General features: G+C 37.1%; 28 protein-coding genes. 16 read left to right on the top strand and 12 right to left on the bottom strand.

Features of this window, described 5'->3' with window-relative positions; all coding sequences use genetic code 11:
• Positions 1–28: 28 nt before the first annotated feature.
• The 4 genes from IWB64_RS16590 to IWB64_RS16575 form a co-directional block, all read right to left on the bottom strand.
• Positions 29–1135, bottom strand: a complete 1107-nt coding sequence (locus tag IWB64_RS16590) for a DUF748 domain-containing protein (protein ID WP_194535073.1) — start codon at positions 1133–1135, stop codon at positions 29–31.
• 198 nt (positions 1136–1333) lie between these two features.
• Complete coding sequence (locus IWB64_RS16585; protein WP_194535072.1) at positions 1334–1741, bottom strand: thiol-disulfide oxidoreductase DCC family protein; 408 nt, start codon at positions 1739–1741, stop codon at positions 1334–1336.
• Between the two features lie 140 nt (positions 1742–1881).
• Positions 1882–4056, bottom strand: a complete 2175-nt coding sequence (locus IWB64_RS16580) for an endonuclease MutS2 (RefSeq protein ID WP_194535071.1) — start codon at positions 4054–4056, stop codon at positions 1882–1884.
• A 79-nt stretch (positions 4057–4135) separates the two neighbouring features.
• Entirely contained in the window at positions 4136–4648 is a 513-nt protein-coding gene (locus tag IWB64_RS16575) for a DUF3124 domain-containing protein (RefSeq protein ID WP_194535070.1), read from the bottom strand.
• A gap of 159 nt (positions 4649–4807) precedes the next feature.
• On the opposite strand from IWB64_RS16575, the gene IWB64_RS16570 reads away from it, so the two are divergent.
• Together IWB64_RS16570 and IWB64_RS16565 are read left to right on the top strand one after the other, a co-directional pair.
• Positions 4808–5473 carry a uracil-DNA glycosylase gene (locus IWB64_RS16570; protein WP_194535069.1) on the top strand — a complete coding sequence of 222 codons (666 nt, stop codon included), beginning with the start codon at positions 4808–4810 and terminating at the stop codon, positions 5471–5473.
• Positions 5474–5926: 453 nt separating this feature from the next.
• Positions 5927–6346: a response regulator gene (locus IWB64_RS16565; protein ID WP_194535068.1), complete on the top strand. Its 420-nt coding sequence runs from the start codon at positions 5927–5929 to the stop codon at positions 6344–6346.
• Position 6347: 1 nt separating this feature from the next.
• Here IWB64_RS16565 and IWB64_RS16560 read toward each other — a convergent pair whose 3' ends face one another.
• The 6 genes from IWB64_RS16560 to IWB64_RS16535 all read right to left on the bottom strand — a co-directional run bounded on the left by IWB64_RS16560 (position 6348) and on the right by IWB64_RS16535 (position 12600).
• Positions 6348–7193, bottom strand: coding sequence for a substrate-binding domain-containing protein (locus tag IWB64_RS16560; protein ID WP_194535067.1), 846 nt, complete (start codon positions 7191–7193; stop codon positions 6348–6350).
• Positions 7194–7290: 97 nt separating this feature from the next.
• A complete protein-coding gene (gene ppk1 / locus IWB64_RS16555; protein WP_194535066.1) occupies positions 7291–9330 on the bottom strand; it encodes a polyphosphate kinase 1 in 2040 nt (679 codons plus the stop codon).
• Positions 9331–9387: 57 nt separating this feature from the next.
• Positions 9388–10260, bottom strand: coding sequence for a nucleoside phosphorylase (locus IWB64_RS16550; protein WP_194535065.1), 873 nt, complete (start codon positions 10258–10260; stop codon positions 9388–9390).
• A gap of 4 nt (positions 10261–10264) precedes the next feature.
• Positions 10265–11197, bottom strand: a complete 933-nt coding sequence (locus IWB64_RS16545; RefSeq protein ID WP_194535064.1) for a DUF1835 domain-containing protein — start codon at positions 11195–11197, stop codon at positions 10265–10267.
• A gap of 120 nt (positions 11198–11317) precedes the next feature.
• Positions 11318–11647 (bottom strand): translation initiation factor, encoded by a 330-nt coding sequence (locus IWB64_RS16540; RefSeq protein ID WP_194535063.1) that lies wholly within the window; start codon positions 11645–11647, stop codon positions 11318–11320.
• Positions 11648–11649: 2 nt separating this feature from the next.
• Positions 11650–12600, bottom strand: a complete 951-nt coding sequence (locus IWB64_RS16535) for an isopenicillin N synthase family dioxygenase (RefSeq protein ID WP_194535062.1) — start codon at positions 12598–12600, stop codon at positions 11650–11652.
• A gap of 129 nt (positions 12601–12729) precedes the next feature.
• On the opposite strand from IWB64_RS16535, the gene IWB64_RS16530 reads away from it, so the two are divergent.
• The 10 genes from IWB64_RS16530 to IWB64_RS16485 all read left to right on the top strand — a co-directional run bounded on the left by IWB64_RS16530 (position 12730) and on the right by IWB64_RS16485 (position 21962).
• Positions 12730–14706, top strand: a complete 1977-nt coding sequence (locus tag IWB64_RS16530; RefSeq protein WP_194535061.1) for an alpha-ketoacid dehydrogenase subunit alpha/beta — start codon at positions 12730–12732, stop codon at positions 14704–14706.
• Positions 14707–14848: 142 nt separating this feature from the next.
• Positions 14849–15331 carry a lipocalin-like domain-containing protein gene (locus IWB64_RS16525; RefSeq protein WP_194535060.1) on the top strand — a complete coding sequence of 161 codons (483 nt, stop codon included), beginning with the start codon at positions 14849–14851 and terminating at the stop codon, positions 15329–15331.
• Positions 15332–15341: 10 nt separating this feature from the next.
• The gene (locus IWB64_RS16520) at positions 15342–16037 is read left to right on the top strand and encodes an OmpA family protein (protein ID WP_194535059.1); all 696 of its coding nucleotides are present in this window, start codon (positions 15342–15344) and stop codon (positions 16035–16037) included.
• Between the two features lie 86 nt (positions 16038–16123).
• A complete protein-coding gene (locus IWB64_RS16515; protein WP_194535058.1) occupies positions 16124–17248 on the top strand; it encodes an NAD(P)/FAD-dependent oxidoreductase in 1125 nt (374 codons plus the stop codon).
• The gene (locus IWB64_RS16510) at positions 17248–17964 is read left to right on the top strand and encodes a methyltransferase domain-containing protein (protein WP_194535057.1); all 717 of its coding nucleotides are present in this window, start codon (positions 17248–17250) and stop codon (positions 17962–17964) included. Before IWB64_RS16515 ends, IWB64_RS16510 begins: the two co-directional genes overlap by 1 nt.
• 4 nt (positions 17965–17968) lie before the next feature.
• Entirely contained in the window at positions 17969–19024 is a 1056-nt protein-coding gene (locus IWB64_RS16505; protein ID WP_194535056.1) for a type III polyketide synthase, read from the top strand.
• Positions 19025–19045: 21 nt separating this feature from the next.
• Positions 19046–19825, top strand: a complete 780-nt coding sequence (locus tag IWB64_RS16500; protein WP_194535055.1) for an SDR family oxidoreductase — start codon at positions 19046–19048, stop codon at positions 19823–19825.
• Between the two features lie 113 nt (positions 19826–19938).
• Positions 19939–20391, top strand: coding sequence for a 3-hydroxyacyl-ACP dehydratase FabZ family protein (locus tag IWB64_RS16495; RefSeq protein WP_194535054.1), 453 nt, complete (start codon positions 19939–19941; stop codon positions 20389–20391).
• Positions 20384–21658 carry a beta-ketoacyl-[acyl-carrier-protein] synthase family protein gene (locus IWB64_RS16490; RefSeq protein ID WP_194535053.1) on the top strand — a complete coding sequence of 425 codons (1275 nt, stop codon included), beginning with the start codon at positions 20384–20386 and terminating at the stop codon, positions 21656–21658. Before IWB64_RS16495 ends, IWB64_RS16490 begins: the two co-directional genes overlap by 8 nt.
• Positions 21659–21707: 49 nt before the next feature.
• Positions 21708–21962, top strand: a complete 255-nt coding sequence (locus IWB64_RS16485) for a phosphopantetheine-binding protein (protein WP_194535052.1) — start codon at positions 21708–21710, stop codon at positions 21960–21962.
• A gap of 14 nt (positions 21963–21976) precedes the next feature.
• On the opposite strand, the gene IWB64_RS16480 is transcribed toward IWB64_RS16485, so the two are convergent.
• Both IWB64_RS16480 and IWB64_RS16475 read right to left on the bottom strand, forming a co-directional pair.
• Positions 21977–22942, bottom strand: a complete 966-nt coding sequence (locus tag IWB64_RS16480) for a TerC family protein (protein ID WP_194535051.1) — start codon at positions 22940–22942, stop codon at positions 21977–21979.
• Positions 22943–23094: 152 nt separating this feature from the next.
• Positions 23095–23610, bottom strand: a complete 516-nt coding sequence (locus IWB64_RS16475) for a YceI family protein (protein ID WP_194535050.1) — start codon at positions 23608–23610, stop codon at positions 23095–23097.
• 150 nt (positions 23611–23760) lie between these two features.
• Between IWB64_RS16475 and IWB64_RS16470 the strand changes: the two genes are divergently transcribed.
• From IWB64_RS16470 to IWB64_RS16455, 4 genes are all read left to right on the top strand, one after another.
• The gene (locus tag IWB64_RS16470; RefSeq protein ID WP_194535049.1) at positions 23761–24090 is read left to right on the top strand and encodes a hypothetical protein; all 330 of its coding nucleotides are present in this window, start codon (positions 23761–23763) and stop codon (positions 24088–24090) included.
• Between the two features lie 440 nt (positions 24091–24530).
• Positions 24531–24887 (top strand): hypothetical protein, encoded by a 357-nt coding sequence (locus tag IWB64_RS16465; RefSeq protein WP_194535048.1) that lies wholly within the window; start codon positions 24531–24533, stop codon positions 24885–24887.
• A gap of 286 nt (positions 24888–25173) precedes the next feature.
• Positions 25174–25368: a cold-shock protein gene (locus tag IWB64_RS16460; RefSeq protein WP_194535047.1), complete on the top strand. Its 195-nt coding sequence runs from the start codon at positions 25174–25176 to the stop codon at positions 25366–25368.
• A 178-nt stretch (positions 25369–25546) separates the two neighbouring features.
• A complete protein-coding gene (locus tag IWB64_RS16455) occupies positions 25547–25984 on the top strand; it encodes a hypothetical protein (RefSeq protein ID WP_194535046.1) in 438 nt (145 codons plus the stop codon).
• Positions 25985–26738: the final 754 nt, after the last annotated feature.

Here is a 26738-nt window from a genome sequence, read left to right as displayed (position 1 = left end):
TTGTTATTGAACAACAATGCCCTAAAAATTATTTCGCTTTTTGTTTTACACTATCAGCCTCCTTTTCAGCATCTTCAAAATTTATATCGTCATCTACTACGCCCTTATATGCTTTTATCCAAGCATTCTTAAAGATGTTAGTTACTGTGGGCCATGTTTTTGTTCCTAGATTATTCAAATCGCCTTCAAGAGGAACCTTGGTTGCTAACGTGTTGTTTTTCTGGTTTTTAAGGACAAATTTAAAGAAGCCAACAAAGCCTTCCCATAGGGTTTCAAGAAATCCATCTTCTTTTCCAACGAGTTTACTGTCTTTAATAATAGGTTTTATAGAGCCTTTAAGATACCCATCCGCAATAGCTATCTCGCCAAAAACTTCAAACGTGCCGCTTTCAAAGTCTATTTCTGCATAATACTTCGTGAAGTCATTTAATGCTTTTACATCCGCCTCTGTGACAGAAAAAGCAATATCCATATCAGGAACCTCCTTTACAAGGTTCATTTTGCCATCTAGAACTAGATTTCCGTTGCCAATTGAAGTAGCTGTTGCGCTAACCTCTGAGGGCAAGGAACGTTCTTTCTGAATCACGTTTCTAAGGTTAGTAGCGTTTAAATTTAAGTTTTTGAGGTTTAGATCTATGGTTGGGTCAGCCTGCATTTGAACGAAAGCTACCGTTCCATCGGTTATTTGGAGATTATTAATTGATATAGGAACTAAATCCGTTAAAGCTTTAGTCCAATCTTCAACCTCAGGCTCCGTTCCGTCATCCTGTTGGTCTTCGAGAACATAAATAATTTTTGGCTTATTTATATGAATCTCACTAACAATTCTACCTTTTATTAAGGCATTCCATTCAATTGAAATATCGGTTTCTTCAAAATCCAAAAACGGGACTTCGGAACCTGCTTCAACTTTGCTAAGTGTCATATTTTCAATTACATAAGCGCCTCTATATAAATCAATATCAATACCATCTACATGACCATAATACCCTGGAATATCTGCCAAAACATTATTCACATAGTTCTTGACCAATACCGGCATGAATAATCGTAATACAATTAGGAACACTATAATACCTAGCGGAATTATGTATCGCTTTTTTTTATATCCCCTTTTTCTTATTTCCTTTGACATACGTTTTGAATTGGTTGTAAAAATCTATGATTTAGCTCATTTAGGTTTGTTCATATACATAAAAGGCTATCTCATAAGAACATAGCTTTAGTATGAGGATTTAAATAATGAGTGGTGGAATGTACTAGCTTTCGCAGAGGTATGAATATTTATAAAGATAAAAAGGGTTAGATAGCTCTTCTTTCTAAATAAAACAGTTTAGCTTAAAAACTTGGATTTGAGCTCAGGTGTAGGAATCATACATTGCTCTTTTTTGCCCCACCATTTGTAACGATTACGCGCAATTAAATCGTATACGATATCACGAATATTAACGGGAATCCAATGTAGTATTGATGAAATTGTTTTATACCCTTTCAATTGTTTTCCTATTTCTAGCGCGGCATCAGATTTAATGTAATAAGCAACACCATGTTCTATTAAAATTATGGAATCGATACTTGAAGAGTCAATATTCCGCTGTGAAATCAGCTTCTTTCCTAAATCGCTTTGAAGTGGAGCATATCGGAAAACATCGTTTTTATCATGTTTAATGATAAACTGAATAGCACCGTTGCACAGGTTGCAAACACCGTCAAAAAGAATAATTTGTTTTGAATTTTCCACGGTGTAAAGTTAATGCTGTATTTATTGAAGACCTAAATTTTATTAGAGATTTACGAGAGGCCTAAAAAGGTTAAGTGTTTATATATCCAAGAAAAACAATCCTTTTATCGCTATTGATAGAGATAATTTTCTTGGGATACTTACTTCTTAACCCGCTCCACAAGCTCCAATTGGTCAACGCTAACATTGGTGGTGAAGATGCCGTAGTTCACTATTGCCTTTTTCTTTTCAAGCTTATCTATTGTACCAACCGCTTTACCGTCTTGCATACGGACGCGATCTCCTAGTTGAAAAATAGGCCGTGGCTTATTCTTCTCTTTAATAACCGCTTTTTTCTTTTCGACTATCTTTTTCTCCCGAATTACTTTTACCTCTTTTTGAACTTCCTCTTTTACTTGCGCCTTTTTGGTGCGTTCTACCTTAGCTTCTTTGGCCGTTTTCTTTTTACGCTTGCTGTTTTCCGTTTCTACGATCCGTAATAGCTCAGAAACAAGCGGTCGTTTCTTGTTATCTATAAAATAACGGTCTGCAGCCTTGTCAATCTTATTTCCTAGCTGCACCATGCGCTGGTCATGGTCGTACAATTCTTGATAGTCCTCTAGTTTGCTCTTTACTTTGGCGTTCAATTTCTCCAGTCGCATAGCCTCTTCTCGTGCTTTGGACTCTTCCTCTTGAAGTCTAGTGCCTGTTTGCGCCATTTTACTGCGCTCTTTCTGAAGTTTGGCTATGGTAGCGTCAAAACGGACTTTGCCCCGCTCCACCTTTTTCTTTGCTTTGTTAATTAAACTGTAGGGGATACCGTTCTTTTGGGCAACCTCAAAAGTAAACGAACTACCAGCTTCTCCTAGGACCAATTGAAATGTAGGTTCTAGTGTTTTGCTGTTAAAAACCATGTTCGCATTAGTCGTATGTGGTAACTCGTCCGCCAAGGCTTTTAAATTGGCATAATGTGTTGTGATAACGCCATACGCTCCTCGTTCATAGAAAATCTCTAAGAAAGCCTCTGCTAGGGCACCACCTAGTTCAGGGTCACTTCCTGTTCCGAATTCATCAATAAGAAAGAGCGTTTCGTTATCGCAAATCCGTAAAAAGTTCTTCATATTCTTTAAACGATAGCTGTAGGTACTTAGGTGATTTTCTATAGATTGATTGTCACCAATATCTGTCAATATGGTACTAAAAAAACAAACGGAACTCCTTTCATGAACGGGAATTAGAAGCCCTGATTGAAGCATTACTTGAAGTAGTCCAATTGTTTTTAAGGTGATACTTTTACCTCCGGCATTAGGTCCGCTGATAACTATAATCCTATTTTCAGAATGCAGCTCTATAGTCTGTGGGTAGGTTTCTGTACGCTGTAATTTGTTACTTAAATACAACAATGGGTGAAAAGCATTTCGTAAATAGAGTCGCTTTTCATCATTTATTTTAGGTAGTAAAGAGTTCGTGTCCCTAGCATAAGAAGCCTTAGCGGCCGTAATGTCCATATGCGCAAGGAAGTCTTGATATTCGGCTAATAACCAAGCAAAAGGGCGTATTTGGTCCGTAAGCTCGTTCAGAATACGCTGAATCTCTTCCTTTTCATCATACTCAAGATTATTTAGTTCCCGACTATATTTTAAAGTAGCTTCTGGTTCAATATAAACAATGCTTCCTGTTTTGGAAGTACCCATTACCGTACCCTTTATTTTTCTACGGTACATGGCTTTGACCGCCAAAACCCTACGGTTTTCGACGACTGACTCCCGTATATCATCTAAATAATCAGAACCGTGGTAGGTATTTAAAGCCGAAGCAAAACTCTGGCCAATTTTCCCTTTCACTTGGTTCATTTGGCGACGTACATCAAAAAGCTTGTTCGAAGCTCGGTCCTTAACTTCTCCAAAACGGTCAATAACTACATCAATTTCTTTCGGAATATCTGTGTTCAACTCAACTTTATTGGAAACCTCAAAGAGTAAGGGGTAGTATTCTTTAAACTTTTTAAGAAATTTTTTATGTGCGGTCACCGTCGTACAAATGGTTCCGATTTTTTTAAAACTAGAAACCTCCAGAGTCGTGTTTTCTATTCTAAGCAGTTGAAGCTCTTTGTTTATGGCGTCAAAACCATGAGGAGGTATTCGGTTTTCACTAATAAAAGAGGACAGATACTCTGCTGTTTGCCCTAAAACCTCAACCAACGCTTCCTTGTCGTCTATTGGAGCGATTTCCAAAGCACGCTCTTTACCTAATTCGGTAGAGCAGCGAGCTGAAACTTGCTTTAAAACTGTAGGGAATTCAAGGTCTTGAACTGTCTTGGAGTGAATATTTGCCATTCTTATTTAATTGCGACGGCAAAGGTAGGCATTGGTAGCGAGATTTAAAATCCATTGAACAGACAAGAAAATCAGGCTATTACTCAATACGTCTTGCTTGTGTGGTAAACGAAAGACCTTGCTGAGACATGGTGGAGTTCATTATTCCTTCAAATAATGGTTCTGGACAACCTTTTGGCACCTTCCATTCAATTAAGAAATTAGAACCTGTTCCACCTTCAATGTCAACCTCATCAATAATTATTTCAGTGGTTTCCATTGGGGCTAAATAAATGGGGTGGTCAAAATAAGTACGTACCGGTTTACCGTGAGTATCAAAATATTCTGCTTTTGTCAAGTATACGGTATCTTTATCACTTGTGTTTCTTAAACTAGCCATAGCAGTTAGGTTGTGCGTTTTATGCTCCGTCATGCTGTAAATTTGAGAATATATGGATAAATAGGATTTACCATACTCTAGCGAATCTTTACTGCTGATGTCAATCTTTCGTTTAGACCAATTTTCAGGATTTATAGAACTGACTTCTTTTTTTTCTTGAATACAGCTATAGAGTAACGACACCATCAATAGGGATAAAACACACTTTTTCATTTTTCTCGATATTTAAAGCAGACTTTTCTTAGCCAATACACTGTAAATTTTAGGTAATTTTGAAATCGATGGAAAAATAGCTTCTCTAAAGAAGGTTTTCTTTGGATGGAACATCGATTATTTGCAATTACCCTTGCTATACAAAAATGAGCATAAAATATGACAGTACAAATACATGAAAGCTGGTTAAAGCAACTTTCTGAAGAATTTGAACAACCTTATTTTCAGGAACTGGTTGAATTCGTTAAAAAAGAATACGCTCAGCATACTTGTTACCCTAGAAAAAAGGACATATTTGCGGCCTTTGACCATAGTCCTTTTGATAAAACAAAAGTAGTTATTATTGGACAGGACCCGTATCATGGACCTAATCAGGCCAATGGACTCTGTTTCTCTGTAAAAGACGGAATTCCGCACCCACCTTCATTGAGAAATATATTTAAAGAGATTGAAACTGATCTAGGGAGGCCTTATCCAGAAAGCGGAAACCTAGAATGTTGGGCCGATCAAGGGGTACTTCTTATAAATGCAACGCTTACCGTTCGTGCTCATGAAGCTGGAAGTCACCAGAAAAAGGGGTGGGAGACTTTTACGGATGCGGTAATAAAAAAGCTATCCGATGAAAAAGAGGACCTCGTTTTTCTACTTTGGGGCGGATTTGCCAAAAAAAAAGCTAAACTTATAGACAAGAGCAAACATCATATTTTGACTACAGGCCACCCTTCTCCTCTAAGTGCTAACCGCGGTTACTGGTTCGGAAACAAGCATTTTAGCCAGGTTAATGATATTTTAAAGAGTAAAGGACAACAGCCTATTGATTGGTAGCCTGACTTTACGTACCAAAATCTCTATTTTAGGAGCGTAAGAGGTCTGTGTATAAGTAAGCTTACTAAAAATACGATTACGAATAGAAATGGTGATATTTTTACTGGTTTAACTTTATTTTAAATAGGAATAAATTAAACTTTAGTTTCCCTGTTTTTTTAAGCCACAAGTCTAATTCTTGATATTAGAATGCTAACCGTAAAAATTTCATCACAGTTTTTTAAAGTTCACTTTTTTTTCAATATTAATTTTTAGAAAAATATTAAAATGATAAATAGAGTTTATAAAAAGTTTCTATTGCTTTGGAAATAGGCGGTTTATGACTTTTTGCAAAAAAATTAAGAAATAAACAATAAATCTCTTAAGGGTTAAGTTATTTAGTTAAAATTTCTTTAATTTTAGCAAACAATATGTTTAAACACTATTAAGACCATTAACCAACAAAAAAAAGCCATGAGAAATTTAGAGAGATTGAATTCTATATTACTGATAGATGATGATGAGATAAACAACATTTTACATTCAGTTTTTATTAACAAACTAGACTTAGATTTGCAAGTTAATACGGTGCTAAATGGTCAAGAAGGTATTGATTTTATCATGGGTAAAGATTTAGAATTGCCTTGTATGGTAATGCTTGATTTAAAAATGCCAATTATGGACGGATGGGAGTTCATGAAAGCATATGAAGAATCGGTTCCAAAAGAATTGAAGGAGCAAATAACCATAGTACTAGTAACTACAAGTGATAACGAAGAAGATAAAGATAGAGCTGAAGTCAATGAATTTATTGACGATTTTTCTCAAAAACCTTTATCTGACGATACTTTTAGGCATTTGATTCAAAGTCATTTCAACTTAGCTGCTATTTAAATCAATTTAAAATTTGGGATAGGGGAATAGATTTATTAATTAACTCTAATTCCCTTAAAGTATCCTGAACTTTAGTCAGCGTAGCTTCCGGAATTTGCTTCTGGCTCCATTGTGTTATTTTTAGCCATTCTTTAATATCTTCTAATTGTTGGCTGTACCTATTGGCCAAACTACGGTCTATACTGGGTATTTGTTTAAATTCGGAGGTGTAATTATTGATGACCTCTAAAATATGGTTTATGGTGCTTTTTTCTTCATCAATGAATTTTTGAGTAGCAGCAACTACAAAACAGGGCCAAGGGGTAGGGCAGTCTCCCAAACGCCGGAAAATACCTTTATCTACTAAGGGCTTCGTTGTAAAATACTCCCACATAAAATAGTCGGCTGTGCCTTCCGTCAAAGCTGTAACCGCACCATCTAGGTTATTTATGATTTCAAACTGAAGTGAGTCGGTCGCCCATCCTTCATTCTGGGCGTTTACAAAGGCCATCAGGTGACTTCCGCTACCTAATCGGCTAATTGCCGCTTTAGAACCTTTTAGATCGGCTATGGAGTTGAATTCGCTTTTGGCGCCTACATGAATTCCCCATTGTAATGGTGTTGAAATATATTCTTGAACAATTTTAGCAGCATTCCCTTCAGTAATACTTTTAACAAGACCTTCGGTTAGGATAATAGCTAAATCTGTTTCTTCGTCCTGAAGCATTTGACACATTCTACCCGTTCCTTCCGGAACTTCTGTCCACTGCAAATCAATACCTCTTTCTTCAAAAGCACCTTCCTCAATAGCCATGTGCCAAGGGAGATTGAAATGTTCGGGAACGCCAATTATTCTAACTTTTTTCATAATTTTTTTTTCAATAGGGAACTCCGGTAAATTTAAGAAACTTGTCTCTCTTTACCTGGGTACCATGAGGTCTTTCTGTTGCTAAATTTTATTTATTTTAGGAAAGAACATTTTCATCTTTCGCCTTCAAATATTCATAAATAGCATATTGCGAGCGAATGGGATTTTCTTGTTGTAGGTCGATCAATGTATTCGAGTCATCTGAATCCTGTACACGGGCTTTTGCCGAATCGTTTAATTGTAGTTTAAGAATATCGTTTAACTCATTAAATATATCCGAGTCTAAAATTGGTGTCAAGACTTCAATTCGCCTATCTAGGTTTCGCGTCATCCAATCTGCAGAACCTATGTACATTTTCTCATCACCATTATTATGAAATAAATATATGCGGCCATGTTCCAAATAGCGATCAACGATACTTGTAATCAGTATAGGTTCACTGGCCGAAGGAAGCTCACTGGCAGGCTTGGGTATGAGGCAGGAGAAACCACGAACGATTAGACGCACATGAACACCAGCTTCGCTAGCCCGGTACAAAGCATCGATCATGGTCTTGTCTTCCAAACTGTTCATCTTTGCTGTAACCTTCGCTGGAAGGCCTTTTTTACTATTTTTTATTTCATTTTCAATAGATTGCAGGAACACATTCCTAGTATTGAAAGGTGAAACTAAAAGCCGTTTTAACTTAGGTATAATTAAATGACGTTCTAATGTTGAAAACACTTGGTGTAAATCTGCAGTAACCTGAGGATTAGCGGTAAACAGTCCGTGGTCGCAATAAATACTTGAAGTTTTTGCATTGAAATTGCCAGTGCCTATATAAGCGTATCGTTTTAAGGAATCAGCTTCGGTACGTTCTATTAAAGCGATTTTAGAATGGACTTTAATATTAGGGATACTAAAGAATACTTTGGCTCCTTTATCTTGAAATATGTTACCCCATTCAATATTGTTCTTCTCATCAAAACGAGCTTTGGCTTCCACAAAAATGGTCACCTTTTTGCCGTTCTCCAGTGCTAAAAGCAAAGCGTCTGTAAGTACCGATGCTTTTGCAATACGATACAATGAGATTTTAATGTGCCTTACCTTATCATCTTTTGCTGCTGCAACGATAAAATTTTCTACCGCATCAAAACTCTGATAGGGAAAATGAACTAGCTGGTCCTTTTCTCTTATGGAAGCAAAAAAGTCTTTTGTTCTCGATAAAATAGGGTGAGGCAAAGGAACTTGAATTTTATATGTTAAGTCCGGATTGTCAGTAGGGTTGTCAAAACCGAAAAAGTCTGAAAGATTATGGTAGCGTCCTCCTGGAAAAAGGTCGATATTACCAATATCCAATGTTTTTCTAATAATCTCTTTATAGGATTCCGGCATATTAGCATCATATAGTAGCCGTGTAGGCTGGCCTGACTTCCGTTGATGCAATGCATCATAAATCTGATCAGCTAACGGTGTGTCCCCAAAATCGTCTTCTAGATACAACTCAGCATCCCTAGAGAGCTTTATGGAGTAACTACCTTCAATAGCTCCTTCTGGTAATAATTGATTCAGGTGCATTTTTACCACATCATCTAAAAAGATAAACGAATGGCCATTCCCGGGAATTTGAACGAAACGGTTATGTAGGTCTGTAGGTATTTTAACGAAGTGATATGTATCATTAGCTTGTGCTACGAAAAGATACAAACCACCGTCAGATAATTTAGGGTTCTCATCCGTCGTCAAAACTTCACAATCAGCCGAAATACTTTTAAATAAGGTGTTGAGAAAAGCTTTTTGCTCGCTGGTAACTTCTTCATCAGTTATAAAGTGGATATCTTCTTTTAACAACTCTTTAAAAATAGCTTCCATAATAGCACCAAAACGTTGTTGTTGCTCATGAATGATGCGAAGAATTTTTTTCAGCTTCTTATTCGGTTTTGAAATCAATTTCTTTCGCAACGATTTGTCAACGGACTTTAGCTGACGTAACTGAGATATGCGGACTTTAAAGAATTCGTCAAGATTAGACGAGAAGATGGCTAGAAATTTTAGGCGTTCTAGTAGGGGAGTAGTGGAGCTGGCAGCTTCTAGTAATACCCTTTCATTAAAAAACAGCCAACTTATATCTCGGTCTTTGTAATCTTCATTTTCCATAGACTCACAAACATAACAAATAGCTAGCTTATGAATCTAAAATTAGTGTTAACTAAATTATGAGGAGGTAAGCTTTTCCAAACTGTATTTAATAAGCTCTTCTGTAGATTCTGTAGGTTTGGTACTAAATTCACCATTGGCTCTATTAGCTAAAATACAGTTCATAGAAACAGCACGGTGTCCTAGTAGTTTAGCAAGACCATAAATACCAGAAGTCTCCATTTCTAAGTTGGTAATCTTAACATCTTTGTATTCAAAAGAAGCTAGTTTATCTTGTAAATTATTATCGCTGAGTTTTAATCTTAAAACCCGACTTTGTGGGCCATAGAAGCCAATATTGGTAACTGTAGTCCCTAATCGTATACGATTAGAAAATAGTTTTTCACCTAGGCTTTCGTCATATTTCACCACATAGGGCACTGATTTATTTGGAGACCAATTGGCATGAGCAACAAAAGCTTTGGAAACATCCAACTCCTGAACAGAATCACTATCATAAAAATGCAACAAGCCATCAAGGCCCATAGCATATTCGCTCATTAAAAAAGAATCAATAGGAATGTCTGCTCTTATAGCTCCAGAAGTACCTATCCTAACAATGTCCAATACGGTCCTGTTCGGTTTGATTGTTCTGGTTTCAAAATCGATATTGACAAGAGCGTCCAATTCATTAAAAACAATGTCAATATTATCTGTGCCGATTCCTGTTGAAACAACAGAAATACGTTTTCCGTTAAGCGTTCCGGTATGCGTATGAAACTCTCGCTTCCCTTTTTTCAACTCAATGGTATCAAAAAACTTGGAAACATTAGCTACGCGGTCAGGATCACCAACCGTTATAATAGTTTCTGCAAGGTCTTTGGGTAATAAATTTAAATGGTAAATGCTCTTATCAGCATTTAAGATAAGCTCAGAGGGGCTTAATTGCATGCGGTTACAACTTTAAAATTCTGTTAGATTCGGTGTTGTAAAGGAAATTATATTTTAAAGCACCGCCTAAGTATACATTGTTATCCTGAATGCAGGAATAGTAACTGGTTTTATTCTCAAGGATTTCTTTTCCTTTTTTCGTAAGTCTTACCGGATTGAATGAAGAGAATAGAGGTTTTAATCTTCCTAAGGCCCTGTCATACTGTGTATCAGAAAAACCTAACGAACCTTGGTTTTGAAGAATTTCAGAAACAAATGCTCCTTTTGAAGTAGGCTTTTTATCTATTGCAAGCCTTAAAATGGAATTCTCCATTTCATTAAGTCCGTTTTTTATACTTGGAAAACGGTGTAAATGTGATCGAACGGCATCACCTAGATAGTTGAATTGGAATTCACCAAAATCAGATAAATTTTCTAAACGTATAGGGTTATCGCTACAATACAATTGCCAAACGTAATCTGCATACTCAATATCGTCTTGCGTTAAATCAATTTTGTTATCGTACAAGTTACGTAACTGATCATCGCTCAATTCATTCAAGTTGTACATCTTGTCAGTACTATCTTCTTTGCCGCTACAAACTAAAGAAACCTGTGCATATTTACGGTTGGTCTTTAGCCAGCTAAGCACAGCGATCATATTTACTTGACAAAAAAGATCATACTCAAACCAGAGTACAATCTCATCTTGTTGTTTATGGTTACATAGGGAACGGTATTCTTTCAAGGTCTTTTCAATGAACCATGATTTAGATACCTTATAGTTTTTATTGAGAAATTCAAAACGGGCTTTCCAGAAAGACTCACTACCAACATTGGTAAGTGTCTTACCTTCGCAGAGCATCTCACGCCATGTGATAATATCTCCACTAAGATTAAGTGTTTTTATTCTATCCGTAAAGCTATCTCCGTTGGTGATGTGCAGAAGGGAACTCATTTGAGGTCTTGATTAAGGTTCGAAAGATTAAAAGTACTATTAATTCAAAATAAAGCAAAAATAATTAACAGAATTAAACCTCTCTATCTTAGGTATGTTCAGGCCCCGTGTTTAAAGGGGTCATCCACCAACACGCTTCACAGAGAAACCTTTTTCTTTTAATAACCCCATAATTTTGTCTCTATAGTCGCCCTGAATTATGATTTGACCGTTTTTAAATGATCCTCCTACGCTTAATTTGGTCTTCAGCTCTTTTGCCAACATTTTGAAGTCACTTTCCGCGCCATTATATCCCTCTAAAATGGTAATAGGTTTACCTTTCCGTTTTTCATATTTGCATACAATGGGGTCATCTTGTAACCAGATGTCATTTTCCGTTTTGGAGGTGGTTTCTGTTTTTTCCGGCTCGTGTTCTGGGAATAAATTCTTGAGTTGGTCCTGTAAATCCATGTTTATGCTTTTATCAACCCTAATTCAATTAAACGCTCATGCAAGAACTCGCCTGCAGTTATGTCTTCAAATTGTTTTGGATGCGCATCATCTACACAGTTTTCTAGGCAATTAAGTGGCATATCGCCTACTGGATGCATAAAGAAAGGAATAGAGTACCGAGAAGTACCCCAAAGCTCTTTTGGTGGGTTTACTACTTGGTGTATCGTAGACTTCAATTTGTTGTTTGTTAGTCTAGATAACATATCGCCTACATTGATCATTAATTGGTCTGGACGAGCAATGGCATCTACCCATTCGCCTTCATGGTTCTTTACTTGAAGTCCGCGTCCATGTGCACCCATTAATAAGGTAATAAGGTTAATGTCTCCATGAGCCGCAGCACGAACCGCATTTTTAGGCTCTGATGTTATAGGCGGATAATGGATAGGACGTAAAATTGAATTCCCATTCTTTATGTAATCATCAAAATAGGTTTCTTCCAGGTCAAGATGAATAGCCAATGCCCTAAGTACATATTTAGCTGTTTTCTCTAACATCTGATACGTTTCCTTGCCAACAGCATTAAAAGTAGGTAATTCCTTAACCTGAACATTATCTGGATATTCCGCTTCCAGCTTTGCATCATCTTGTACATACTGTCCAAAGTGCCAGAATTCTTTTAAGTCCCCTTCTTTTTTGCCTTTGGCATGTTCTTTCCCGAATGAGGTATAACCACGTTGGCCACCTATACCTTCAATTTCGTACGTATCTTTTAATTCTTGCGGAAGATCAAAAAACTTTTTGATTTCATCGTAAAGGTTCTTCACTAAATCATCCGATAGAAAATGCCCGCTCAAGGCTACAAAGCCAATGTTCTCAAAAGCGGAACCAATTTCTTTTATAAATTTCTCTTTTCTTTCAGCGTTATCCGAAACAAAATCTTGTAAGTCTACACTAGGTATTGCACTCATGCCGTTGCTTTAAAAGTTTTCTCAAAGTTAGTAAAATATGCTCAACTATTATATATAACAAACCAGGCGGTAGGTGTGGTATTTTTGCTACTTTTATCTGCGGAAATGCAAATTACACCTAAGAATTTTATGCAATACGATAAAAGCAATTTAAGCGAAGCTGTTTTGTTGAAACTCTATAAAGACCTTCTGCGGCCTCGCATGATAGAGGAGAAAATGCTAATTCTATTGCGGCAGGGTAAAATTTCAAAATGGTTTAGCGGAATTGGGCAAGAGGCTATTTCGGTAGGTGTCACCAATGTATTGAATGAAGAGGAGTATATATTGCCCATGCATAGAAATTTGGCTGTCTTCACTACCCGTGGTATTCCGTTGCACCGTCTTTTTTCGCAGTGGCAGGGTAAGATGAACGGATTTACCAAAGGCCGCGATCGTAGTTTTCATTTTGGCACCCAAGATTATAAAATTATAGGAATGATCAGTCACCTTGGTCCGCAATTAGGAGTGGCAAATGGGATTGCATTGGCAGATATTCTTCAAAACAAGAAAGTGGTTACTGCTGTCTTTACAGGTGAAGGTGGTACTAGCGAAGGTGATTTTCATGAAGCTTTGAATATAGCTTCCGTTTGGGATTTGCCCGTTATTTTTTGTATTGAAAATAATGGCTACGGACTTTCTACACCCACTAAAGAGCAATACAACTGTAAAAACCTTGCGGATAGGGCATTGGGTTATGGTATGGAATCGTATATAATTGACGGAAATAACATATTAGAAGTTTACACTAAGCTGAAAGAGATTGCAGAAGAACTTCGAGAAAAACCGCGTCCGGTTTTAATTGAGTTTAAGACTTTTCGTATGCGTGGGCATGAGGAAGCTAGCGGCACCAAGTATGTTCCGGAAGAATTAATGACGGAATGGGGAAAGAAAGACCCGATTTCCAATTATGAAAAGTTTCTTTTAAAGGAAGGGGTTTTAACGGATGAAAAAATTGAAGCACTACGAGTTATGATTGAAACGGAGATTAACGAAAATCTAAAACTCGCTTTTGACGAAGAAGAAGTTCAATCAGAACCTGAGCAAGAACTTCTGGATGTCTATGCACCTTTTGAATATGAGGAAACGAATCCGGGAAGTGTTGTAGAACATATTAGATTGGTTGATGCTATTTCCAAGGGGTTAAAACAATCCATGGAGAAACACTCCAATTTGGTCATCATGGGGCAAGATGTGGCGGATTATGGTGGTGTATTTAAAATCACCGAAGGCTTTATGAATGCTTTTGGTAAAGAACGTGTTCGAAATACGCCAATTTGTGAATCTGGAATTGTTTCTGCCGCAATGGGACTTTCCATAAACGGAATGAAAGCCGTTGTAGAAATGCAATTTGCTGATTTTGTTAGTAGCGGTTTTAATCCCGTAGTCAATTATTTGGCAAAATCTCATTACCGTTGGAGTGAAAAGGCTGATGTTGTTATCCGTATGCCTTGCGGTGGCGATGTAGGTGCTGGACCATTTCATTCCCAAACCAACGAAGCTTGGTTTACCAAGACACCTGGACTAAAAGTCGTGTATCCTGCTTTTCCTTATGATGCAAAAGGGTTATTGGCTACGGCTATTAATGACCCTAACCCAGTTCTATTTTTTGAGCACAAAGCTTTGTACCGCAGTATTTACCAAAATGTACCTGCGGATTATTACACACTTCCATTTGGCAAAGCAGCTTTGCTTAAAGAAGGAATCGATATTACTATTGTTTCTTATGGCGCAGGAGTGCACTGGGCATTGGATACATTAGAAAAGAATCCAGATATTTCTGCAGATCTTATTGACTTGCGAACACTGGCGCCTTTGGATATGGATGCTGTCTATTCATCTGTAGAAAAAACGGGTAAACTTATCATTCTTCAAGAAGACAGTATGTTTGGTGGTATAGCCAGTGACATTTCTGCCATGGTCATGGAAAATAAATTTCAATATTTAGATGGTCCCGTAAAGCGTGTGGCCAGCATGGAAACGCCTATTCCCTTCGCTAAAAAACTAGAAGACAATTACTTGCCTAAAAATCGATTTCTCGTAGCATTAAAAGAGCTCTTGAAGTACTAGTTATAGAGCAAATATCTTAGTCTTTAAAAGTATCATAACGTATCTAGATTCGGTACTTTTGTAGTATTAATATTTGTTTAACGGTGGGTAGACAACAATGCAATGGTCCCAACCGTATATATGCAAACCTTAAATCAAAATTATGATCAAAAACAGTGTAGTAATGCTAGTACTGGCTCTGATATTGGGATCATGTTCCATATCAAAAGAAGTGCGTAATGAACGCAAGACCATTAACGGTAATTGGGTGTTGGAGCATGTAGGATATGAAGGCAGTGAAGGCTCCTTTAAATCTATGCTTTTTGAAGACGCCAACGGGTTCTGTTTTGAAGGAAGTACCTGGTACTTTTTAGAAAACAACAGTACCGGAAGTTATGCGATACCTACAGACAATAGTGTTTGTGCAGGAGGAGTTCGTAACATTAGATGGTCGGTTTTGGAAAACGAAAACGGTAACGACAAGTTGCAATTCAAGTACATAGATGAAAAGAAAAAAGACATTTATGGCAGAGTTGGATATCGCTTAGAAATTCTTTCTCTTTCCGAGTCGCAAATGACATTAAAATCAGATGTAAATGTTGATGGCAGTCCTGTATCTGTCGTTTACAAATTCACAAAACAATAAAAAGTAACTCATGAAAAAATCAGTTTTAAAATCAGCGTATATTATCATGGCACTGACCATGGTAGTAGGGTGTAAAACCATCCAAAATTCAAATAGTAAGCAAAAAGGTGCCGTAATTGGTGCCGGTAGTGGTGCTGCACTTGGTGGTATCATTGGTAACAATGTTGGAAGCGGTAATAATACCGTTCTTGGAGCTATTCTTGGCGCTGCTATTGGTGGTGTTGCGGGTGGTTTTATTGGTGACCGTATGGATCGTCAGGCAGAACGTATTGAAGAAGAAATTCCGGGAGCAGAAGTTAGTCGTGTTGGTGAAGGTATCAACGTAACTTTTAACGAAGATGCCGGTGTCTATTTTGATACGAATAAATCTGATGTAAAAGGAACATCTCAAACTACATTGAACAAGATGGCTCAAATCTTAAAAGACTATCCAAAATCTAATGTTTTGGTAGAAGGTCATACAGATAGTGCTGGACCTGATGAGTACAATATGAATTTGTCTAAGCAAAGAGCTACATCGGTAACCAATTACTTAATTTCTCAAGGTATTGATAAAAGCCGTTTGGAAACCAAATGGTATGGTGAGACTCAGCCAGTAGGTGATAACACTACTTCGGAGGGCAAGGCTAAGAATAGAAGAGTGGAATTAGCTATCGTTGCCAGTGAAGCGCTTAAACAAGAAGCAAAACAACAGGTTAAAGGATAGTAGTCTATTCGTGACTATATAATTTTTGAAAAATACCGACAGTTTCTGTCGGTATTTTTTTTGTCTAAATTGATTATCTTTCGTTAGTGGAGCAATATGACGTAATCATTGTTGGAGGAGGTTTGGCTGGCTTAACAGCTGCCATTCACTTAGCGAAAGCTGGCCATAAAGTATTGGTCTTTGAAAAGGAGCCCTACCCGCATCATAAGGTCTGTGGTGAATATGTCTCTAATGAAGTTCTTCCATATCTAAAAAACCTGGGAGTAGATTTAACTGATTATGGCGCGGTTGCGATTAACACTTTAAAGTTCTCTACGGTAAAAGGAGCACTTTTAGAAGTGAAGTTGCCTTTGGGTGGCACAGGTATTAGTCGCTATGCTTTTGATGATTTATTATTTAAGAGAGCAGGCGACCTAGGAGTTACTTTTGTTTTTAATAGCGTGGCTTTAATAAAATTTCAAAACTCTGTTTTTAAATTAGTTACAAGTTTTGATAAAACTTATACTTCAAAAGTTGTAATTGGTTCATACGGCAAGCGAAGTGTTTTGGATAAACAGTTGAATCGTAATTTCATCCAAAAGAAATCCTCTTGGTTAGCGGTGAAAAGTCACTATCGCTTAGATGATTTTCCAGACCATGAAGTTGGACTGCATAATTTTAAAGGAGGGTATGGCGGACTCTCAAAAACAGAATCCGGTGCGGTTAATTTCTGCTATTTAGCTTCCTATAAAAGTTTCCAGTTAGAAAAGGATATTGACCTGTTTAATGAGAAAGTGGTTGGCGAGAATCCAATTTTGAAAGACTTCTTAAATGTAGCAAAACCTCTTTTTGATGCACCTTTAACCATAGCTCAGATTTCATTTCATTCCAAGAATCCAGTAGAAGAACATGTGCTTATGTGTGGAGACACGGCAGGTTTGATTCACCCTCTTTGTGGTAACGGTATGGCAATGGCCATTCACAGTGCTAAAATAGCTTCTGAATTAATAGATACTTTTTTAAACGGAAAAGAAAAGGACCGAAAAAGAATGGAACTGGCTTATGTTAAAGAATGGAACCGTACTTTTAAAAGACGGTTATGGTTGGGCAGAAAACTGCAATCATTATTATTAAATGTAACCTTATCTGACTGGGCGATTTCATTGGTTGCAAAACAACCGTGGCTTTTAAAACAACTAATTAAGAACACACATGGCAAACCAATTAGTTAATGGGTGATTTTTCAAAAAGAAGCACCGAAACCGAGCTGATGGACGATTTATCTCTTGATCAAGCTCACCTTCAAAAGGTATTGCTTGATATTGATAAGGCCAATCGTTTTTTGAATGGGAATAAACTGACTATTCAAGCCATACATCAACTTATACGTACTAAAAGTCTAGAATCATATACGATTTTAGATATGGGTTGCGGTAATGGGGAGATGCTCAGAACTGTTGTTTTATGGGGAAGAAAACATCATATAAAATTTAAATGCATAGGCGTGGACTTGAACGAAAAAAGCCTGGCCATTGCGCGTGAACAATCACATGATTTTCCTGAAATTCGGTACTTGAAGCAAGATATTCTAGAGTTGCAACCAGATGAACTACCGTGTGATATTTTACTTTGCACTTTAACCATGCATCATTTTAGGAATGAGCAAATCCCACAATTCTTGACGCAGTTTTCAAAATTGAGCCGTATCGGATTTATCATTAACGATTTAGAACGAAGTGCCCTGGCATACCAACTTTTTAAACTGTTTAGTGCTATTTTTATGCAGACGGATATTGCCAAAAAGGATGGCCTCACGTCCATACAAAGCGCTTTTAAAAAAGACGAATTGATTGCCTTTTCTAAAAACCTACCTGAAATGCAACATGCTATACATTGGAAATGGGCCTTTAGGTATGTATGGGTAGCCCAACAAAACCGACCGAATTAGATATATGAATGAAGTTCGAATAGTAAATACGTCCAAACAATTGCCGGATTATTGCAAACCTACTGAGGAGATACTCCCGTTTGTGAATCTATGGCTTTCTGGGCAGGAGGACCGTTTTAAGCGTAAGGTCATAAAAATTTTTGAAGGTGCTGCCGTAGACAAGCGCTACAGCATTATGAACCCAGAAGAGGTTTTTGTTGCTACTTCGTTCGAAGAGAAAAATGCCATTTATGTACGAGAGGTCAAAAAACTGGGAAAAAACGTTCTTGAAAAGGCGTTAAACGATAGTAATTGGACAGCAGACTCCATAGATTACATTATTACGGTAAGCTGTACCGGTATTATGATTCCCTCTTTGGATGCGTATTTAATCAATGATTTGGGGTTACGGCAAGATGTAGTTCGGCTTCCGGTTACGGAGATGGGCTGCGCTGCTGGTGTTTCTGGGTTGATTTACGCTCATAACTTCCTGAAATCGAATACAGGTAAGCGAGCAGCCGTTGTTGCCGTAGAGAGCCCGACAGCTACATTTCAGCTTAATGATTTTTCAATGGCCAATATGGTGAGCGCAGCTATTTTTGGCGATGGTGCTGCCTGTGTCCTTTTATCTTCGGAAGATAACGCAGAGGGACCGATGATTAAAGGCGGAGAAATGTATCATTTTAAGGATGCTACCCACATGATGGGATTCGACTTAACCAACCACGGGCTTAAAATGATTCTTGATATTACGGTGCCAGAAACCATAGCGGAACATTTCCCAAATATTGTACATCCGTTTTTGGAGAAGCATGGCACATCTATAGAAGCCGTAGACCATCTTATTTTTCACCCTGGAGGAAAGAAAATAGTACAGACGGTTGAAGAGCTCTTTGGAAAGATGGGCAAGAATATAGATGATACACGTGAAGTATTGAGGCTGTATGGAAATATGAGCAGTGCAACAGTACTTTACGTATTGGAGCGTTTCATGGAAAAAGATAATAAACAGGGCGAGCAAGGACTCATACTTAGTTTTGGTCCAGGATTTTCGGCACAACGTGTATTATTGGAATGGTAAGATGTTTTTAAACAAAATCACATGACAGAGAAGTGGGTTCTTATTCTTGGAGGGAGTAGCGGTCTTGGTTTGGCTGCAGCTAAAAAAATGGCTAGCCACGGGTATCATATTATAATTATTCACAGAGATAGAAGGATTGATTTAGAGGGTGTTAAATCACATTTTGAAAACATTACTTCAAGTGGGGTGAAATTGCTGAATTTTAATATAGATGCCACAAATCCTGATAAGCGTAGACAAACAATTGATGAAATCAGAACAACTTTGTCCACGACCGGAAAAATTAAAATGCTGGTTCATAGTATAGCCAAAGGAAGCCTAAAACCCATGATTTCCAATGAAGAAATTACTTTAAACCATCAAGATATAGAAATCACCTTAAATGCCATGGCTTTAAGTCTTTATGATTGGACAAAAGAAATATTCGGAGCACATTTGTTTGATGAAGATGCACGCATTGTTGCCTTTACAAGTGAAGGGAGCAGCAAGGCTTGGGAAGGCTATGCAGCGGTTTCCGCAGCCAAGGCAACCCTTGAAGCACTGACTCGCAGTATCGCGTTAGAATATGCTCTTAAAGGCATTAAGGCCAACTGTATTCAGGCGGGTACAACAGAAACCAAGGCATTTCAAATGATACCGAATAGCGAGGTTTTAAAGAAAAATGCACTGGAGCGTAATCCCAATAAACGTTTGACTACACCGAAAGATGTTGCCAATGCGGTTTATTTACTAAGTACCGAAGAGGCAAAATGGATAACTGGGACCGTTGTTAAGGTTGATGGTGGGGAGAGTTTGCGTTAACCCCTCCCTTCGACTGCGCTCAGGAAGGGTATGGGGGAATAGAACATACATCTTTTGAGTGCGCTCAGGAAGGGTATGGGGGAATAGATGTTTTTTAAATAGAAATTTTAAGAATGACTAAAATAGATATCATAGACCAGTTGCCTTACAGTAAGCCTTTTCTTTTTGTTGATGAGCTTATTGATGTTTCTGAGAACGGGGTTACAGGATATTATAGGTTTCCTGAAAGTTCTGATTTTTATAGGGGGCATTTTAAAAATCATCCTATTACACCGGGAGTTATCTTAACAGAATGCTGTGCGCAGATAGGTGTGGTTTGTTTGGGTATTTATTTACTTCAAAAGGAAGGTAGTTTTATTCAGAAAGGGATTCAAATTGGTATGAGCAGTACGCAGATGGAATTTCTACTGCCGGTTTTACCTAATGAAAAAGTAATTGTAACCTCAGAGAAAGTCTATTTCAGGTTCAATAAGCTGAAGTGCAAAGTAAAAATGCATAACTCAGAAGGGCAATTGGTCTGCAAAGGAGAAATATCGGGAATGTTCAAAAGTGATGCGAATGCGTAGAAGAGTCGTCATAACGGGAATGGGTGTTTGCGCGCCAAACGGAATTGGTCTAGCGGCTTTTTCCGAAGCAATGGCTATTGGCAAAAGTGGCATACGGTTTCAGCCGGAGTTAGAAGAGCTGGGATTCGGTTGTCAGCTAGCGGCAAAACCAGAACTTAGTGATGAATTGCTCGCTCAATATTTTACCCCACTACAATTACGCGGACTCAATGCAACAGGTATTATGTATGGCGTGATCGCGGGTACCGATGCTTGGAAAGATGCCGGCTTGCCTATTGCCGATAAAGAGCAACCGGATTGGGACAGTGGTATTCTCTTTGGCTCCGGTACTTTGGGAGTCGATAAATTCCGTGAAGCCATTTATCAGATAGATGCAAAGAATGTCCGTCGTTTAGGGAGTACCACGGTTATTCAGACCATGGCAAGTGGTGTAAGTGCCTATTTGGGCGGTATTTTGGGATGTGGAAATCAGGTCACTACCAATTCTTCGGCCTGTACAACGGGTACGGAAGGTATTCTTATGGGGTATGCGCGAATTGCCTATGGGCAAGCAGAACGTATGTTGGTAGGTAGTTGTAGTGATAGCGGCCCTTATGTATGGGCTGGTTTTGATGCTATGCGTATTCTTCCTAGAAATTATAACGATAATCCAGAGGCAGCAAGTAGACCTATGAGTGCGTCTGCGGAAGGTTTTGTGCCAGGAAGTGGGGCAGGGGCCATGGTGTTGGAATCGCTAGAAAGTGCCCAAGCCCGTGGTGCAAAAATCTATGCCGAAATCCTAGGCGGTACCGTAAATAGTGGCGGGCAACGTGGTGATGGTACGATGACCGCACCCAATAGTGAGGCGGTGCAACGTTGTATTTCTCAAGCTGTGTTTCATGCAGGAATTCAAAATAGTGATATTGATACGATAAACGGACATTTAACGGCCACATCAAAAGATGCGCTAGAAATAGCCAATTGGAGTGCCGCTTTGGAGCGTTCAGGAAGCAATTTCCCTTATATCAATTCTTTTAAGGGGCTTTTTGGACATTGTTTATCAGCAGCAGGGAGTATTGAATGTGTCGCATCGGTGCTTCAGTTTGAAAAAACGCAACTGTTTGGAAATGTGAATTGTGAGGACCTTCATCCTGAAATTACGGATATTATGACTTCTGATCGTATTCCACAAAAAACCATCTTGTATCAACCTGCTATTTTAGCAAAAGCAAGTTTCGGTTTTGGAGATGTAAATGCTTGTGTTATTTTTAAACGATTTACAGACTAAAACCCGAATCCTGAATATCAGCAATCAATCAAAATCGACTTAAAAAAATATGGATCAAGAAACTAAATATAATAAGCTTAAGGATATTGTTAAGGTGTATTTACCCGAAGATGTTTCCGTAGATGCTATAACTTTAGGGAGTAATTTTATTAGTGAGCTCAACATTAATTCTGCCAACTTAGTAGATATTGTTCTAGATGTAGAAGATGAGTTTGACATCATGTTAGAGAATGCAGATATGGATAAAATGCAAACCGTACAAGACGCCCTTGGTATTATTGATGCTAAACTAGAGGCTAAATAAGGTGCTTATCCTGATTAATCGTTTTGTTCTGCTTCTTCCTTGTTTTCCTTCTCGGGAATCAACAAAGAGGCGGCAATACCAGAGATCAATGCCAATGCTATTACGGCAAGAGATAACCACTCCGGTAATTCCACTAGATGCGAGAATAACATTTTAAGACCCACAAAGGCCAATATTACTACAAGACTATAGTTTATAAAACGGAATTTGTCTAGCATTCTAGAAATAAGAAAGTACATAGAACGCAAGCCTAGAATGGCTAATATATTGGAGCTGAATACAATAAAAGGGTCTGCTGTAATGGCTAAAATTGCGGGAATACTATCTAAGGCAAACAAAACATCTGTCAACTCAATAATTACCAAGGCTACAAAAAGGGGAGTGGCAGCGTTCAGACCTTTTAATTTTACAAAAAAATCATGCCCGTGAAAATTAGACGTAATCGGGTAAATTTTACCGATCTGTTTGAATACCCATGAATCTTTAGGTTTAAAATTCTCATCATCGCCTTTCAACATTTTAAAAGCGGTCCAAAGTAAGAATATCCCAAAAACGTAGATGATCCATTCAAACTTGGTAATTAATGCCACACCAAAGAAAATCATCAATCCCCTAAAAACAATAGCACCCAAAATTCCCCAAAAGAGCACCCGATGCTGGTACAGGGCCGGAATCTTAAATGCAGAGAATATAACGGCAATAACGAATACATTATCTATACTAAGAGATAATTCTATAAGGTAGCCGGTTATGTATTTCAGTACGGCTGTATTAGGAGTAAGGTTCGTAGGGTTTTTTACCAGACCTTCTGTAAAAAGCCAATAGATAACACCACTAAAAGCCATGGCCACGGTAACCCAGATGGCCGTCCATATAGCAGCTTCCTTGCTTTTTATAACGTGTTCGTGTTTATTGAACACGCCTAAATCTAGTGCAAGAAATACAATAATGAGAGCAATAAATAGTATCCAAACCAACATAATACGCAGTTTTAAGGCTGCGAATATACTTCATTTTTAGTGTTGTTTCAGACGCAAATGAAAAAGGATTTGATTCATTTAAAAACTTTAAACCAGAGTTATGAAATGAAATGCAAACTAGTATGCAACTGACCTATTTTAAGAAGACGGATTTACTCATTTAGGGCTAAAACAATGGTTACCTTAACCTCATTGTCAACTCTTTCTTCCTTTATCGCTATACCATAATCTGATGAAAATAGGGTAGTGGTACCTACTAATTGCGCCTGCTCTTGCGTGAATTTTATAGTGATTGGTTTTATTGTTCCTTTTAAGGTAAGCATACCCTTAACGGTAAACCCTTTTTCATTTTCTATAATTTGTGTGCTTTCAAAAGCAATTTTTGAATGTTTATCTACGTTAAAATACTTGTTACCCTTTAAATGCCAATCTCTAAGGAAGTTACCGGTTTTTATTGTTTCGACCATAACAGAACCTTTAAACTTGGATTGGGTAATATTGCTAAGATCTATTTTTGATTGAGATTCAAACCCGGAGATGGTACCATCTACATTTTTTGAATTGAATTTAAAAGTGATTTTTGCAGAAGAAACAGTAAACTCTTCTTGGGCAAATATTGAAAAACAGGAGAATACAGCAACTATAACTATAGTAAAAATTGATTTCATGGGCAGGTAATTGTATCTTTATAGGTATAAAGGTATTTGAAAACACCGATAATCGGAAGAAATTTATCGTCCTAATAACAATCTGGTGCACGAATTGGTACTACTTTTGTTAAAGTAGTATCTTCGTAACAGAACTAATATGAAGTAATTATGAAAAACCCCCTTTTTATGATCGCTGCTTGCATTCTTGTAGGCACATGCGGATTGTCCGCTCAAGAAATAAAAGAAAAACAAACTGAAGTTACCAAATATACGGTAATGGAACGTTTTGATTCTGAAGAAGATATTACAACCTTTGAGAAACGTACCAAATTGAGAGAAGAACATTTGGCGGAAACCAAACGACGCAGAGAGATATTAGATACCTTAGATATTTCCGAAAGAAAAAGACAACGGTTGTTACAAGATTTGATAACTGAGCCATTTTCGAACCGATTATCTCGTCAGATGGCAGAGATTGAGTTTGAAGACGAAGAATAGTAAACAAACCACCTAGACTGAAATACCCTCATTGAGCATTATGCTTTTTGAGGGTATTTTTTTTATTAATAATTCAATACAGTTGTACTTTTTAACGATTAAATTGATACTTACAACGGAATTTTTCAATTTATTAGCCTTTAATACGTTGGTTTTCGAACAAGATAATGAAAAACTCTAAAAATTTAATTTTCAGATAATTACAATGTGCTACACTTAACTACTGTTGAAAATTCTTACGCTAAGTATTTATAATCAGCTTATTAGCTGTTGATAACTTGTGTATAAAAAGCCTCGTTACCGTTGGTGACATAGTATAGCAAACATCACTAATTAAGTGTTAAAGTCTGATTATGTGTATGTTAAGTCGTTTTTCGATTGATTTTTTTATTAACTTAGAGTATCGCTTAATATCTCAACAACCCCTAAACTCTGCACCTATGACAACAACAGCTCAACATGCCGCGTCAAGAGTTGAAGAAAACGACAAAAATGCAATTGTTGTAAGACTTCAACGCAATCAAAAAGATTTGGTTCAATTACGAACGAAGCTCAATTCGTATCGTTGTGAACCTAAAACCTATTCCCTTTATGAGAGAATAGAATCATTACGAAGTAAAATGGACTCTTTAAGCCATTCCAACAGCGAAATTATTTCATCGCTTAAAGGAAAACGTAAAACGGTCAGCAATCAACTAGATCGAGCGAAAAGGCACCTTACCGAATTCAGAAGATTGAATGAAGGTGTAGAGGAGTACCTTACTATTTGTACAGGACAACAATCTCCTTTCTTTTAAAAACCCAATACAAAACGCCTAATGAATGTTAGGTAAAATCTACTTTTGCAGTATCTACCTGCTGTAGTGTGCTTTGAAGCTAAAAATCCAAAGAACATTACAGCAGGTTTTATTTAGAACAAAAATTGTTTTCTTCCTTAATTATAGAACGACAGGGGATTTAACTTACAATGACAAATTTTTAGGTTAACGAGACTTATATGTAGAAAAATAGTGTCATAATCCATTTGTGGCATCATAATTGTTATTCTCTAAGTAATTATTAATATTAAATTATATTACATTTATGAGTACAGGAACAGTAAAATTCTTCAACGATTCCAAAGGTTTCGGATTTATTACAGAAGAAGGTTCAAACGAAGAACATTTTGTTCACATTTCAGGATTAGTAGATGAGATTCGCGAAGGCGATGAAGTCGAATTCGAACTAACCCAAGGAAAAAAAGGATTAAACGCAGTTAACGTTAAAGTTATAGATTAACCTTAAAAAGCCCGTCAGCAATGACGGGCTTTTTTTTTGCTAAATCCGGTTCTTGTTTATAGATAGTCAATTCTAATATTTATCTATTATCTTTAAAGAACAACCAAGGTAATTACGAACTTGTAAAGCCTTGTTCAACAACGAATAACACCATTATTAACTATAAATACTAAATACTATGTTAGATCAACTAAAACAAATGGCAATTCAAAAATTGCAAGAAAAAATGGGCGCAAATTCTTTAAGTTCTGAAGCAACCAGTGGTGCTGCCGAAGAAGGAGCTTCATCACTTATAGATGGCCTTATGGAGAAAGTAAGCTCCGGAGACCTAAGTGCGGTAACAAGCTTATTTTCTAACGATGGAAATGCGACTGAAGACAGTGGTATTGTTCAAAATTTGAAAGGTAAACTTACTGAGATTCTACAGGAGAAAGGAATGAGTGCTAGTGAAGCTGAGGCAGAAGCTGGTAACGTGGCACCAGGACTGGTGGATAGCCTTAAAGAGAAGTTTTTATCTAACGAAGCAGGAGATTCTGCTTTTAGTTTAGAAAGTCTTAGCGGTCTAGTTGGCGGTGATGCTGGTGACTTGCTTAGCAAAGCAAAAGGTCTGTTCTAAGAGATTAGTTTAGATTAGTTAGAATTAAAACCGTTCATCAATGAGCGGTTTTTTTTGTTTCTCTTAAATCGTTTACAAGTTTTTAATTATGCTGTGGGCGATTGAAATGAAATGTAACGTTGGTAAATGTAGGTTAATAGGGAGGTTCTTAAATATTCTATTTTACATAATATAAATTATAGAACAGATTGGTGTATCTAGAATTGAAACCGTGTGTATAGCTGTAGGCTATAATTCTATTATGTAAAATATCCCTCAAGTTTATAGCTTTTATGAGAATTACCAACAGGGTCATCAACCTTTTTAATTTACATAGCTTCAATATTTGTAAACAGAATAAACTTTTTAGAAAATTTCAAATTCTCAGAAACCCAGCGAGAAACTGTCAAACTTCAATTAAAATCTATACCGACATTATTTAAAATCTGAACTATTATTCACAAAAATATTTATAAGCTAGTGATATGTAGTAATTTAGGTGTAATCAATTTGTGAATTTTCTGTGAAAACGTGATTTTAAAATATAGATTTTAAATAAATATGTGAATTTTCATTATTCTTTGAAAGTAAAATTTTCACCAAAATATTAATTGATATAAATCTTACGAAATAATTCCATTTGTCGACGTCAAATTAAAATATCCTATATTGGATTTTAAAATATACTCATTATTGCTTTACTGCATTTTTAAATTATTAATTATCAGTACTTTAAGTTATTAATTTATGAAGGTTTTCGTGAAAAACTCATGAA

Source organism: Zobellia nedashkovskayae (genome assembly GCF_015330125.1).
GTDB classification, from domain to species: domain Bacteria; phylum Bacteroidota; class Bacteroidia; order Flavobacteriales; family Flavobacteriaceae; genus Zobellia; species Zobellia nedashkovskayae.
Note: the sequence above shows the minus strand (reverse complement) of the source record. Positions and strands in the feature narration are given on the sequence as shown.